The sequence below is a fragment of the Bowmanella pacifica genome, from assembly GCF_014645355.1.
Taxonomy (GTDB): Bacteria; Pseudomonadota; Gammaproteobacteria; order Enterobacterales; family Alteromonadaceae; genus Bowmanella; species Bowmanella pacifica.
The window spans coordinates 1,280,563-1,293,515 of record NZ_BMLS01000001.1; the positions used below are offsets into that span (position 1 = coordinate 1,280,563).

Consider the following 12,953-nt stretch of genomic DNA (forward strand, 5'->3'; position numbering starts at 1 on the left):
AAGACCATGTGTGGAATAGTAGGTGCCATTGCGGAGCGCAACGTTGTCAGCATCTTGCTGGAAGGCTTAAAGCGACTGGAATACCGCGGCTATGACTCGGCAGGCGTTGCCGTATTAGACGCCCAGGGCCAATTACAGCGCGTACGCCGTACCGGTAAGGTGCAGGAATTGGCTGATGCACTGGCAGATAACCCAATCAAAGGCAGTACCGGCATTGCCCATACCCGTTGGGCCACCCACGGTGGTGTTACCGAAGCCAATGCGCACCCGCACTTTTCCACCGCTCGCGTTGCCGTTGTACACAACGGTATTATCGAGAATTATCAAAGCTTACGTGAACAATTACGTGCCGAAGGTTTCCACTTTAGCTCGGATACCGACACCGAAACCATTGCACATCAAGTCGAACTGGAACTAAAAAGCACCGATAGCCTGCTCACAGCCGTGCAGCGCGCGGTGAAGAAATTTCACGGCGCTTACGGTACTGTCGTCATAGATCAGCAAAATCCCGACAGCATGGTGGTGGCCCGTTCAGGCAGCCCCTTGGTCATAGGTCTGGGCATTGATGAAAACTTTATTGCCTCTGATCAGCTCGCACTACTGCCGGTTACCCGCCGTTTTATCTTCCTCGAAGAAGGAGATGTGGCGCGCATTAGCCGTACCGAAGTGCATATCTTTGATCAAGACGGTAATGAAGTGCTGCGCCCCGTGCATGATTCAGAAATTGAGCATGATGCCGGAGACAAAGGTGGCTACCGTCACTATATGCTTAAGGAAATCCACGAGCAGCCCACGGTTGTGCGTAACACCCTGCAGGACCGCCTGACACAAAGCGGTGTTGATCCGCGTATCTTTGGTGCTCTGGCGCCAGACCTGTTGGCAAAAGTTAAACACGTGCAGATTATCGCCTGCGGCACCAGCTACCACTCGGGTATGACAGCCCGTTATTGGCTGGAACAATACGCCAACGTATCCTGTAATGTCGAGATTGCCTCTGAGTTCCGCTATCGCAAATCCTTTGTACATCCCAACAGCCTGCTGGTAACCATTTCCCAGTCTGGGGAAACTGCGGATACCCTAGCTGCACTGCGTTTGGGTAAAGAACTGGGTTATATGGCCAGCCTGACCATCTGTAACGTGCCGGGCTCCTCACTGGTACGCGAGTCCGATCTGGCCTTTATGACACTGGCCGGTGCAGAAATTGGTGTGGCCTCCACCAAGGCCTTTACTACCCAGCTAACTGGTCTGCTGATGCTGACCCTGGCCCTGGGCCAATTTAATGGTATGGCAGACAACGACCAGCAAAAAATAGTCGGCGCCTTGCACAGCCTCCCCGCTAAGTTGGAAGAAACTCTGGCACTGACCGGCAATATCGAAAAGCTGGCCGAAGAGTTTGCCGACAAGCATCACAGCCTATTCCTAGGTCGTGGCGATCAATATCCCATTGCGATGGAAGGGGCCCTTAAGCTTAAAGAGATTTCTTACATCCATGCCGAGGCTTATGCCTCTGGTGAGTTAAAGCACGGCCCGCTGGCACTAATCGATGACGAAATGCCGGTCATAGTCGTGGCACCCAATAACGAGCTGCTGGAAAAGCTTAAATCCAATGTGGAAGAAGTACGCGCCCGCGGCGGCATTATGTACGTGTTTGCCGACAAAGATGCGCGCTTTGAAAGCGACGCCACCATGCGGGTAATCAACCTGCCCCATGTGGACAGCGTAATCGCCCCCATAGTTTATACCCTGCCGCTACAGCTACTGAGCTACTATGTGGCTATTATCAAGGGCACCGACGTGGATCAGCCGCGCAACCTGGCTAAGTCGGTTACAGTGGAATAAGTTTCCAACCAAGAGTATTGGGGCCTTCGGGCCCCTTTTTTTATTGTGTGTAATCCCAGCAATATTTTAGTCGCAGTGCAGAATCGCAGAGATACAGGCGCTTACTGTAAACTACTGACAATCAGTGCCGCATTCACTCCACCGAAGCCGAAGCCATTGCAAAGAGCATGTCGAATATCAACCTGACGAGCCATTAAGGGAACAAAATCCAAACTCTCCATTCCCTCGTCAACCTCATGCAGGTTAAGTGTAGGCGGCAACTCACCATGCATCACGGCGAGAGCAGAGAATATGCTTTCCACTCCCCCCGCCGCGCCCAGTAAATGCCCGGTAGCAGATTTAGTAGAAGATATTGGTACCTGGGCCAGAGAAGCACCAAAAACATTGCGTAATGCCGCTACTTCCGCCCGGTCACCAACCGGGGTAGAGGTGGCATGGGCATTGATATAGCCAATATCAGCGCTACTGAGGTTAGCCATATTTAATGCCGTCTCCATCGCCATTGCAGCACCTGAGCCATCATCCGGTCCGGCGGTAATATGATGGGCATCAGCACTAGTACCATAACCACTGACTACAGCTAATGGTGTTGCACCGCGCTGCAGAGCATGCTCCAGGGTTTCGATAACCAACAAGCCGGCACCTTCACCCATGACAAAACCGTTGCGCTCCTTATCAAAAGGTCTGGATGCCTGAGTCGGCTGGTCGGTTTGCAAAGACAACGCCTTGAGGGCGTTAAAGCTAGCCAGTGACAAAGGGTCAATACAAGCTTCTGCGCCCCCAACAATCGCCACCTTCGCTTCACCACTGCGAATCAGTCGCATACCATCACCAATAGCCTGAACTCCCGCAGCACATGCCGTAACAGGGCAACCCAATGGCCCTTTAAAGCCATAACGAATGGATATATTGCCAGCGGCCAGGTTTGCCAGAAAAGCTGGCACGGTAAAGGGGGAAAGCCTTTTATATCCGCGCTGCTCCAAGGTATTCTGCGCCTCAGTTATGGTGGTAAAGCCACCTATGCCCGAGGCGACTATGGTCGCGGTGGCTCGTTTATCCTGCTCTGTTTCAGGAAACCAACCAGCCTGCAACAAAGCTTCTTGTGCGGCTGCCATGGCGTAAAGGGTAAAGCGATCGAGTTTTTTCAGATCCTTTTTATCCACCACCCTAAGAGGGTCAAAGCCTGCCTCACTGTCTTCCTCTATCCTAGGGACCACACCGCCTATCCGCACGGGGACATCGCCCAGTTCAATATGTGATAAGGTCCTGATTCCGGATTGCCCGGCAATCAGTCTTTGCCAGTTAGCCTTGACCCCGTTAGCCAACGGACTGATCATGCCCATGCCAGTGATCACAATAGGTGAATGCATAAAAACTCCTGATATATTGCCAATGCAAGCACCCTAAACACTGGCAATATATGATCAAGATAATAATCTGCCACCGGCAGAGGAGATATCATGCCCTACAGCAAAGACCATAAGCATCAGTCACGTCGCAGTATTTTGCAGGCGGCTCGTGATTTGTTTTGCCTGCATGGGTTTAATCGGGTTTCCATTAATCAAATTATGCGTCGGGCAAAGATGACTCATGGCGCCTTTTATAATCACTTTAAATCCAAGGAAGAACTGTATAGCGCTGCGTTTGTAGATAGCCTGAAGGCCAGTCGCACGGCAAGATTGGTGAAAGGCCCACTGTCTATTCAAAATCTGGTGGTACTGGCAACCAGTTATTGGAACCTACAAGAAACTCCGTCCCAAGAACTGCCAGGACCAGAGACTATTCTATTTAACGAAATCAGCAGTGATAACAACCAGATACAGGTTCTGTTTAGTCAGGCTTACAGCAGCCTGATAAGAATGCTGGAAATCCGAATCAAAGCGTTGAATAAGTTACAAAAACAAAATTACCAGATCGAGCCACAACAAGTCGCAAACAGAGCCAGAGCTGTTGCGGTATCCCTGGTTGGCGCAGTTACCATTTCAAGAGCCATTTCAGATTCTGATGAGCGTTGCAATTTACTCCAGGCAGCGCAGGAACAAATTCTGTTTTTATTGGGAGTAAACCGTAATGTACTTAGAAACGAGGACTTGTAGAAAGTACAGGCAGTCGTCCAAACGCACTCATCCCATATTTGCCATAGAAAGCTGATAAGCGCAGATCCCCACCGAACTGGCTAAATTCAGTGAATCAATGCTGCCGCTGCCGGCAATAGTAAAGGCTTCGGCGTGAAAGGCCTTCAGCGCTTCTGAAGGTACACCGCGGGCTTCGTTACCAAACAAGTAGCAATGGTAGTCGGCAAAGGCTGGGCTATTCACCTTGTCGCCATCTAAATCCAGATAAGCAAAGCGGCTGAAACGTTGCGACAGGTCTGTAAGCTCCACATCCAATTCAATGGGCAGGTGGAAAATTGCCCCCATACTGGCGCGCACCACTTTGGAGTTAAAAGGGTCGACGCTATTTGGACTAAGCAATAAACGAAACTGCCCGAACCAGGCCAGAGTGCGGATAATAGTGCCCAGATTGCCCGGGTCCTGCACTTCATGCAGATAGATACAACGTTCGCCTTGTTGCAACGGGGTTGCTTGGGTGCTTAAGTCGGGCAAAGGTACACAGGCAATCATGCCTTGCGGCGTTTTAGTATCGCTAAGCTGGGCCATTTGTTTGTCATTCAGCACTACAGGCTGAAAATTCGCCCCCAACTGGCTGGCCCAATCCTGATGGGCTGCCGTGATATAGAGCGTGACCTGGCTCTGTTCTGACCTGGCTTTAAGGGCCTTTTGCAGCTCCAAAATCAAATGCTCACCTTCTACCAGATAATGGCCGAACTGGGTGCGGTACTTTTTCTGATGCAGCTTTTTAACGTCGTCTAGTTTCATATTTATCTGCCTGTCAGGCCTTATACTCGGTATGTCACAGAATTCCAGGAGGAAACCTACGCCCTTCAAGTTTACTCCTCACCCAGCTCAAGGTTGTAAGCGCTCCGATGAACATGGAGGCTATCACCCCTTCGTGCTTTTCGTGGTCAGCAGACTCTGATACTCCCACTATCACCACCAAGCCTTCAGTTCGAGAAGCCGAACTGCATAGCCTTTTTGCTTAGTGCTGGTTGTGGTGGGCCGTATTTCAGCTTCATCACCGCCGGATTTTGCAATTCAGGGGCGCAAGCTTACAATATGCGCCGTTTTAGCGACAGCAGCAGACTTATCTTATGGCCAAATCAAAAACCAGCAAAAAGTGGATGGACGAACACGTCAACGATCCCTATGTGAAAAAAGCCCAGATCGACGGCTATCGTTCACGTGCCAGCTATAAGCTGTTGGAGATAAACGAAAAAGACAAGCTGTTCCGCCCTGGCAGTGTGGTGATGGACTTAGGTTCTGCGCCTGGCGGCTGGTCACAGATAGTCGCCCCTATCGTAGGCGACAGCGGGCGGGTTATCGCCTCGGATATTTTGCCCATGGACGGTATTGTCGGCGTCACTTTTATTCAGGGCGACTTTACCGACGAAGCCGTTTACGAGGAAATCCTCAATTCCCTTAACGGCGCCCAGGTGGATACCGTGGTTTCTGATATGGCCCCCAATATGAGCGGGGTGAATACCACCGACCAGTATGCATCCATGTATTTGGTGGAGCTGGCGCTGGATATGGCCCGCAATGTGTTAAAGCCCGGTGGCAGCTTCTGTGCCAAGGTATTCCAGGGCGTGGGGTACGAAGAGTACGTGAAAGATGTACGCAGCTCTTTCGACAAGGTGATTGTGCGTAAACCGGCCGCATCCCGGCCACGCTCCCGCGAAGTTTATCTGGTAGGTAAAGGTTTTAAGGGCTAACCCCAGACTAAACACGAAGGGTGTTTGATCTAACAAGCAACCCTTCGTAGCCCAGGCTTTTAGCGCTTTCTCATCCGCTTGCTTTGTTCTTCGCGCTTCTCGGTGCGCTTTTCCTTACGGTCATGCTTGTCCGGCGTTAGCGAACCTTCCTTGAAGCGCTGTTTTCGCTTAGCCTTATCAGCGGCTTTTTTGGCGGCCGCCTGCTCCATTTCTACCTTCTCCTGCACCAGCATGTCTGGGGTTTCCAGGCTGATACGGCCCAACTTGCCGGATTGCAGTTCATTAAGCAGTACTTCACAGATCTTATGCAGGTTAACCCGGCCACCGGCCATTATGGCGCCACGTTTTTTGGCCGCCGCTTCCAGAAACGCCAGTTCGGTATCCGGTAACTCTTCAAGCTTAAAGCGCTCTTTCATCAGCTGTGGATAAGCTTTAATCAGATAGTCAGCAGCATAAAAGCCCACATCGTCATATTCCATTGCGGTATTTTTTACCGCGCCGGAGGCGGCCAAGCGGTAAATAGAGTTGGGGTTTTCAGGTTTTGGCCACAGCACGCCCGGAGTGTCAAACAGCACTATGCCACTGCCCAGATTAATCCGCTGCTGCGCCTTAGTAACCGCCGGTTCGTTGCCGGTTTTGGCAATAGTACGTTCGGCCAGAATATTGATCAGGGTGGATTTTCCCACGTTGGGAATACCGGTAATCATGGCATTAATGGCTTTTACCGACGCATCCTTTTGCGCGCAGATAGTGCGGATCAACTGTATGATCTGCTTAGTCTCGCCGGGCTTGTCACTGGAAGTGGTGATGGTGGTAACACCACGCTCACTCTCTAAATGTGCCTGCCACTGTGCGGTAATCTCAGGATCAGCCAGGTCATACTTATTGAGAATTTTAAGGCAGGGTTTGTCACCCCGGATCCTGGCTATTTCAGGATTTTCACTGGAGTAGGGAATACGGGCATCCAGGACCTCAATCAGGATATCAACCTGACGCAAAGACTCCTTTATCTCTTTCAGGGCCTTATGCATATGCCCGGGAAACCAATGTAAAGCCACTTAAGCCGTCCTCAAAATATCAATTACCGGCATTCTACTTTATCTGAGCTATTTGTTTAGGTTTCTCTTCATAGCCAGGCTAACGCACAGCTTGTCCGTTTTGCGACGATAGGTGTCCGTTACCCGTGCGAAGTTGAGTCTCAGGCTTGTCAGAATGGCAACATTATTCACCAACGCAGACCCAAAATGCTTAGCAACCCTTCTGACAAATACCGCCCTTATCCACCAGTTGCTCTGGAGCATCGCCAGTGGCCTTCCCGGCAATTCACCCAGGCACCACGCTGGTGCTCCACCGACCTGCGCGACGGTAACCAGGCACTGGTCAACCCAATGGACACCGACACCAAACGCAACATGTTTAAAAAGCTGGTGGCCATGGGCTTTAAAGAGATCGAGGTGGCTTTCCCTTCCGCCTCGCAAACCGACTTTGACTTTGTCAGAAGCTTGATTGAGCAGCAGTTGATTCCCGATCATGTGTGGATCCAGGTGATTACCCAGTCCAGGCCAGATCTGATTGAACGCACCCTGGCCTCGCTACAAGGAGCCAAGCAAGCCATAGTGCATCTTTACAATGCCACCGCCCCGCTGTTTCGCGACTGGGTCTTTGGCCAAGACAAAGACGCCACCATAGAATTGGCTGTACGCGGCGTAAAACAAATCAAGTCTTTGTGTCAGGCCAACCCAGGCACCGACTGGGTACTGGAATATTCGCCGGAAACCTTCTGCTTTACCGAGATGGAATTTGCTCTGCAGATTTGTCAGGCGGTATATGAAGCTTGGCAACCCTGCGCCAAACGCCCGCTCATCCTTAATTTGCCGGCCACCGTTGAGGTAAATAGCCCCAATGTTTATGCCGACCAAATTGAATGGTTTATCCGTCATTTTCCTGCCTGCCCGCATACCACCATCAGCGTACACCCTCATAATGATCGTGGCACCGGCGTCGCCGCCGCCGAGCTAGCCTTACTGGCCGGAGCGCAGCGCGTTGAAGGCTGCTTATTTGGCAATGGAGAGCGAACCGGCAATGTTGATTTGGTTACCCTGGCCATGAACTTCTACACCCAGGGCATTCATCCGGGCCTGGACTTTTCCAATATGCAGGAAGTCGTGGAATGGGTAGAAGACTGTATAAAGTTACCAGTGCATCCGCGTCATCCTTACGCTGGTGAATTGGTATTTACCGCCTTCTCCGGCTCGCATCAGGATGCCATTAAAAAGGGCTTTGCCAAAAACGCCGGGCAATCCCACTGGCAGATTCCCTATCTGCCCTTAGACCCGGCCGATGTAGGCGCCAGTTATGAAGCAGTGATAAGAGTGAACAGCCAATCGGGCAAAAGCGGCGCTGCCTGGTTGTTGCAACAAAACCATGGCTTGCAGTTGCCCCGAAATTTACAAATCCACTTTAGTCAGCAAGTGCAGCATCATACCGAGCAAAGCGGAGCAGAGATGCCGCAATCCGCCCTGTGGAGCTTATTCAGACACTGCTATGGGCTGACCTCACCACAGAAACTCGCCTTGCTGCACTACCAGAGTTTTTCCATTCCCACAGGCCAAGGGGTCAAAGCCAGTGTTGGTTTGAACAATCAAACTCTGGAGTTGGAGGGACGCGGCAATGGCTTGCTCAGCGCCATGGCCCAGGCGATAAACAAGGCTTTCAAACTGCAAATAGACATTTGTGATTATCACGAACACACCCTCGGCCATCAGAGCAACAGCCGGGCTGTCGCCTATTTGGAATGTCTGACTGCCAAGGGTAAAACCTTTGGTGTTGGTATTGATACCGACACCAGCCGAGCGGCACTACAAGCCTTGTTAAATGTTGTCGCGACTTGCCTCGCCCCGGAATAATACCTTTATAAACCAAGGTACTCGCTAGGTGACACTCCCAGATGGCGGCGGAACATACTGCTGTAGGCACTGGGGCTGTCATAACCTACCAACAGGGCCACATCTACTATGTTGTGGCCCATCGCCAGGGCTTCTAGGCTTTCCAGTAGTCGCTTACGTCTTAGCCATTCGATAAAACTCAACCCCGTTTCACGCTGGAACTGACGGGACAGGGTACGGGTACTGACCCCTAAGCGGCTCGCCGCAAGGGCTAAGTCCCAAGGTGCAGCCAGGCTTCTATGCACCTCACCACAAAGCGTAAGCAAACACTCACTTTCTGGCATGGGCAAATTAAGAGGGATGATAGGTAGCTCCCTGAGTTCATCCAGGATCAGCTCCATTAACCGTTCTTCACGGCCTCCAGGCAAGTAGTCCGGCGCAACTTCAAGCCCACTCAGGATCAGTTCGCGCAATAGAGGGCTAATAGAAATGACCCGGCAATCTGCTGCCAGATCGGCACGGGCTAAGGGATCAACAAATAAAGTACGCAGTTTGACGGCCCCGCGCATTTTCAAACTATGCTCGGTAAAAGCCGGCACCCAGACACCACGGCCAGGGGGAATAACCCATAGGCCCTGAGCGGTGGATACCCTTATAACACCTTGTACTGCCTGGATTAGTTGCGCACAGGCATGCTGATGCCTGGGCTCAGCATGGCCGTGTTGGTAGTCTTTGGCATAGATCCGTAACGCGCGCTCCGGTACATTCTGGGCGTATAGCAATGTCGATCCTTACTCTTTTGTGCTTTACCGCAAACAAACCGACTGCTAACGCCCACCGAGCGTCAGGGCAAGGTCTTCAGCACATCCATCAGTTGCTGAGCAGCCGCGCGGGCCACATTCGCAATATCCTGCCGATCGGTATTGTCACCCACTTCATAGGTCACGGCATGTACCCCATAGGTATCAGCAATATACTGCTTAAACACCCCTCTGTCTTTGTTATGACCAGGCTTAATGTTGACCGGATAAGGTTTGATGGCTTCTGCCAATTGGGCCAGCCAATTATCCACCAATTCAGGTGGAGTCAGGCCATAATCTGTCGGCATGGTATAGAACACATCACGATGGGTGGAATGAAAATCCAGCGCAAAGCGAATCTTGCCGCCATCGGCCAGGATTTTTTGCAGATAACTGTGAACCGCCTGGGTTTCAGGTTGCGCGCGGCTGAACCAATCGCGGTTTAGATCCACCCCACCCACATTATGTCGCCAGTTCCCGGCGTGCACGCCGTCTGGATTCATATTCGGTACCAGCAGTACATTAAAACGCTTACGCAGTGCCATCGCCTGCGCAGATTCCTCCATGACTTCATCAACAAAGTGCGTCATGGCCATAGCGCCGGTAATCTCTGGTGGATGCTGACGGCCTATCATAATCAGCCAATCCTGGCTGTCGGCGCGAGAAATCAGCCCTTCGATGGGTTTGCCTTGCACAGATTGCCCCAACACTATCGACTCCAATCCTTTCGCCTCTAGCTGCTGTTGCCATTGCTGGTAGTCCTCATCATCCATAATTTCCTGCCCCGCCAGCCACAGTGTGCCCTTTGGTAACGCCAATTGGATATGCATACTGCTACCATCAATTTGATAGTCCACCGGTTGCCAGTGCTGCTTGTCCACACTGACCTTAGGCAGATAGCGGGGTTTGCCGTGTTCAACCAGCAGTTCCAATTCAATCTGCTGTGCCTGGCTGCTTTCCAGCCTTAAGGCATACCAAGGGCTGGGGTTAATCGGCAGATTTTCAGGTTTGAGGGTCAAGCGATAGTGGCCTGCGGCTGAAACCTCGCAGGTATTAAATCGTCCCATGGCAAAGTTCTTATGGATACTCAGCTTGTCAGACTGGCATTGGTCAGCAATAGCCAGATTGCTGACCAATGCCAGCAGTAGTAGCGCATACTTCATGGGCACTCTCTCACTAAAAAGGTTCCTGCCACCTTAGCCAAGAACGATCCCTTGCGCTTATTCAATAAAATCGGCTACTCATGCCCTAAAGCCATCCTCTGAGCCAGCCTTTATCCCGTCTTGCAATTAATGTCGTCAAAAATTGCCATCAGCGCGCTATGCAAGGCCACTGGAGCCTTGATGTTAAAGTGCGTACGCAAACAAGTGATCACTTGTTCTGGGTCGGTCAGGGCTATCACATCCAGCAACTCACCGCCAAGATACCGCTTAAACTCGTGGTTACGCAGAGTATAACGATATTGGCCTACGATTCGGGCCGCCACCAAATTGCGTACAAACACTGAGTCGGGATGAGTGGACACATACCAGTTAAATACTTTGTAATCCGCATCCTGCTTGGGCTCCAGGTTGAACTGATACAAGGTCTGCCAGCCACGGCTTTGCTCAAAGGCCAACTCGTAGTAACCCTGCTCTTCGGTGATTTTGTAATTACCATGAGGGGTGACTTGCACGTCGCGACTATCCAAACGCAAAGGCGCGGAAGGTGTAGTTACGCCAAAGCCCACATCCACTAGATACTTCACTTCAGACAACGTCACAACTAGCAACATATGCGAGGCCGGGGTCTGCACTTTTGGTGGCACTCCCCACCTGACCCTAGCGGCCAGCCCCATAACCTCGAAGCCCAGAGACACTAATACATCGCGAAACAGAGTATTCTACTCATAACAATAACCACCACGGCCTTCGACGACCAGCTTGTCCAGCACGCTGTCCGCAGATAGATCGACTGACAGTGACAAGTAGGCATTGAGATTCTCAAATGGAATACTTTGCGTGTGCCCGGCGACCAGGCCAGACAAGGTTGGCAAGTTCGCTGTCAAGGCGTCCCGATAGCCGATACGTTGTAAATAGCGCGAAAGTTCAAGTTCAGTCATTGGGATCCTCTCTTAGTTGATTCCCCAACAGGCTAAAACCTCAATCTAAGCTGAGGTCAAACGAAAAACCCCTTTATCAGTCACATATTCATCTTTGCTTACATTTTCTGCTAATCATGATGGGGCATTCTTCCATCGCCCGAATGATAAAAAAATAATCTTATTTATCAGCAAATTAATTCTCATTACAGGTGAAAGACTGTCAACAAAATCAAACAAAAAACCGATGACTTGTCTAAGTTAGAAGCTTATCTTCATTGCTTACATACATCCCTGTATGTATATTCGCGCCCCTATGCTGCCAAAAGTGTCAGTAAACTAACTTTGAGGTATCGAATATGCAGAGCAAACTAAGGTGGGTGCTGACTGGCATTGCGGCGGTCGCGATGGTGGGTTGCGAAAAGCCCCAGGCCCCAGGAATGGCACCAGGCGTGCCGGAAGTAGAAGTGGTAACCCTGAAGCCTCAGGCGATAGACCTTGCTACAGAATTACCAGGGCGTACCGTAGACTTCCGCCAGGCTGAAATCCGCCCCCAGGTCAGTGGTATTTTGCAAAAACGTCTGTTTGAAGAAGGACAGATGGTTGAAGCTGGTCAAGTACTGTATCAAATCGACCCCGCACCTTATCAAGCCACGCTTAGCAGCGCAGAAGCCTCACTGGCTAAAGCCAAAGCGGTATTACGCAATGCGCAGTTAAAGGCCAAGCGGATTAAAGAACTGCTTGCCACTAAGGCCGTCAGTACTCAGGACTATGATGACGCCCTGGCTGCTGAATTACAGGCAAAGGCGGAACTTGCCAGCGCCGAAGCGAGTTTGCTAAGCGCGCAAATTAATCTCGATTACACCCAGATTAAGGCTCCTATCAGTGGCCAGATTGGTCGCTCTTCTGTGACCGAAGGCGCGCTGCTAACTGCGAACCAGGCCCAAGGGCTGGCCACGATTCGTCAACTGGATCCAATCTATGTGGATTTAACCCAGTCCAGCACAGAGATGCTTAAACTCAAGCGCCAGTTGCAACAAGGTGCGCTAACCGCGGTGCAGGAAACCGCAGTGACGCTCAAGCTCGATGATGGCAGCATGTACCAGCATCAGGGCAAATTGCAGTTTTCTGAAGTCAATGTTGACCCCAGTACCGGCATGGTCACTATCCGTGCGGTATTCCCTAATGAGCATGGCGAATTGCTGCCAGGTATGTTTGTACGCGCCAAGGTTCAGTTGGGCGTAGAGCCACAGGGCCTGTTAATCCCACAAAAAGCGCTGATTCGCACCCCCAAAGCCCAAGCGTCAGTCATGCTGGTCAATGCGCAAAATCAGGTTGAAGCTCGCATCATCGAGGTGAGCCGGGCCATCGGCCAATATTGGTTAGCCGAATCCGGTATCCAGGCTGGCGACAAAATTATTGTTTCGGGCTTGCAGAAAGTTCGCCCCGGCGCCCCTGTAAAAGTGCTTGAGCATGCAGCAACTCAGGGCGAAACGGCTACCGCAGGAGAGTAATTA

At 51.3% G+C, this 12,953-nt stretch carries 10 protein-coding genes and 1 pseudogene; 5 read left to right on the plus strand and 6 right to left on the minus strand.

Features of this window, described 5'->3' with window-relative positions; all coding sequences use genetic code 11:
- The first annotated feature begins 6 nt into the window (after window positions 1–6).
- Window positions 7–1,839, plus strand: coding sequence for a glutamine--fructose-6-phosphate transaminase (isomerizing) (glmS, locus tag IEX02_RS05320; RefSeq protein ID WP_188691238.1), 1,833 nt, complete (start codon window positions 7–9; stop codon window positions 1,837–1,839).
- A gap of 101 nt (window positions 1,840–1,940) precedes the next feature.
- Here the strand turns inward: glmS and fabF are convergent, their stop codons facing one another.
- Window positions 1,941–3,209 carry a beta-ketoacyl-ACP synthase II gene (gene fabF, locus IEX02_RS05325; RefSeq protein ID WP_188691240.1) on the minus strand — a complete coding sequence of 423 codons (1,269 nt, stop codon included), beginning with the start codon at window positions 3,207–3,209 and terminating at the stop codon, window positions 1,941–1,943.
- Between the two features lie 90 nt (window positions 3,210–3,299).
- Between fabF and IEX02_RS05330 the strand changes: the two genes are divergently transcribed.
- Window positions 3,300–3,935 (plus strand): TetR/AcrR family transcriptional regulator, encoded by a 636-nt coding sequence (locus tag IEX02_RS05330; protein ID WP_188691242.1) that lies wholly within the window; start codon window positions 3,300–3,302, stop codon window positions 3,933–3,935.
- A 27-nt stretch (window positions 3,936–3,962) separates the two neighbouring features.
- Here the strand turns inward: IEX02_RS05330 and IEX02_RS05335 are convergent, their stop codons facing one another.
- Window positions 3,963–4,718 (minus strand): TrmH family RNA methyltransferase, encoded by a 756-nt coding sequence (locus tag IEX02_RS05335; protein WP_188691244.1) that lies wholly within the window; start codon window positions 4,716–4,718, stop codon window positions 3,963–3,965.
- 332 nt (window positions 4,719–5,050) lie between these two features.
- On the opposite strand from IEX02_RS05335, the gene rlmE reads away from it, so the two are divergent.
- Window positions 5,051–5,671 (plus strand): 23S rRNA (uridine(2552)-2'-O)-methyltransferase RlmE, encoded by a 621-nt coding sequence (gene rlmE / locus IEX02_RS05340; protein ID WP_188691247.1) that lies wholly within the window; start codon window positions 5,051–5,053, stop codon window positions 5,669–5,671.
- Between the two features lie 59 nt (window positions 5,672–5,730).
- Here rlmE and ylqF read toward each other — a convergent pair whose 3' ends face one another.
- Window positions 5,731–6,729 carry a ribosome biogenesis GTPase YlqF gene (gene ylqF / locus IEX02_RS05345; RefSeq protein WP_188691249.1) on the minus strand — a complete coding sequence of 333 codons (999 nt, stop codon included), beginning with the start codon at window positions 6,727–6,729 and terminating at the stop codon, window positions 5,731–5,733.
- Between the two features lie 186 nt (window positions 6,730–6,915).
- On the opposite strand from ylqF, the gene leuA reads away from it, so the two are divergent.
- Entirely contained in the window at window positions 6,916–8,577 is a 1,662-nt protein-coding gene (gene leuA, locus IEX02_RS05350; protein ID WP_188691252.1) for a 2-isopropylmalate synthase, read from the plus strand.
- A gap of 5 nt (window positions 8,578–8,582) precedes the next feature.
- Here leuA and IEX02_RS05355 read toward each other — a convergent pair whose 3' ends face one another.
- The 3 genes and pseudogenes from IEX02_RS05355 to IEX02_RS05365 form a co-directional block, all read right to left on the minus strand.
- Window positions 8,583–9,338: an AraC family transcriptional regulator gene (locus IEX02_RS05355; RefSeq protein ID WP_188691253.1), complete on the minus strand. Its 756-nt coding sequence runs from the start codon at window positions 9,336–9,338 to the stop codon at window positions 8,583–8,585.
- 62 nt (window positions 9,339–9,400) lie between these two features.
- Window positions 9,401–10,519: a M14 family metallopeptidase gene (locus tag IEX02_RS05360; RefSeq protein WP_188691255.1), complete on the minus strand. Its 1,119-nt coding sequence runs from the start codon at window positions 10,517–10,519 to the stop codon at window positions 9,401–9,403.
- A gap of 110 nt (window positions 10,520–10,629) precedes the next feature.
- Window positions 10,630–11,457: pseudogene (locus IEX02_RS05365) on the minus strand (arylamine N-acetyltransferase family protein).
- Window positions 11,458–11,795: 338 nt separating this feature from the next.
- Here IEX02_RS05365 and IEX02_RS05375 point away from each other — a divergent pair.
- Window positions 11,796–12,950, plus strand: coding sequence for an efflux RND transporter periplasmic adaptor subunit (locus IEX02_RS05375; RefSeq protein ID WP_188691260.1), 1,155 nt, complete (start codon window positions 11,796–11,798; stop codon window positions 12,948–12,950).
- Window positions 12,951–12,953 lie beyond the last annotated feature (3 nt).

Excerpts from the sequence above, each read along its gene's own strand:
- glmS (WP_188691238.1), top strand. The coding sequence starts at position 7 with ATGTGTGGAATAGTAGGTGCCATTGCGGAGCGCAACGTTGTCAGCATC.
- fabF (WP_188691240.1), bottom strand. The coding sequence starts at position 3,209 with ATGCATTCACCTATTGTGATCACTGGCATGGGCATGATCAGTCCGTTG.
- IEX02_RS05330 (WP_188691242.1), top strand. The coding sequence starts at position 3,300 with ATGCCCTACAGCAAAGACCATAAGCATCAGTCACGTCGCAGTATTTTG.
- IEX02_RS05335 (WP_188691244.1), bottom strand. The coding sequence starts at position 4,718 with ATGAAACTAGACGACGTTAAAAAGCTGCATCAGAAAAAGTACCGCACC.
- rlmE (WP_188691247.1), top strand. The coding sequence starts at position 5,051 with ATGGCCAAATCAAAAACCAGCAAAAAGTGGATGGACGAACACGTCAAC.
- leuA (WP_188691252.1), top strand. The coding sequence starts at position 6,916 with ATGCTTAGCAACCCTTCTGACAAATACCGCCCTTATCCACCAGTTGCT.
- IEX02_RS05360 (WP_188691255.1), bottom strand. The coding sequence starts at position 10,519 with ATGAAGTATGCGCTACTACTGCTGGCATTGGTCAGCAATCTGGCTATT.
- IEX02_RS05375 (WP_188691260.1), top strand. The coding sequence starts at position 11,796 with ATGCAGAGCAAACTAAGGTGGGTGCTGACTGGCATTGCGGCGGTCGCG.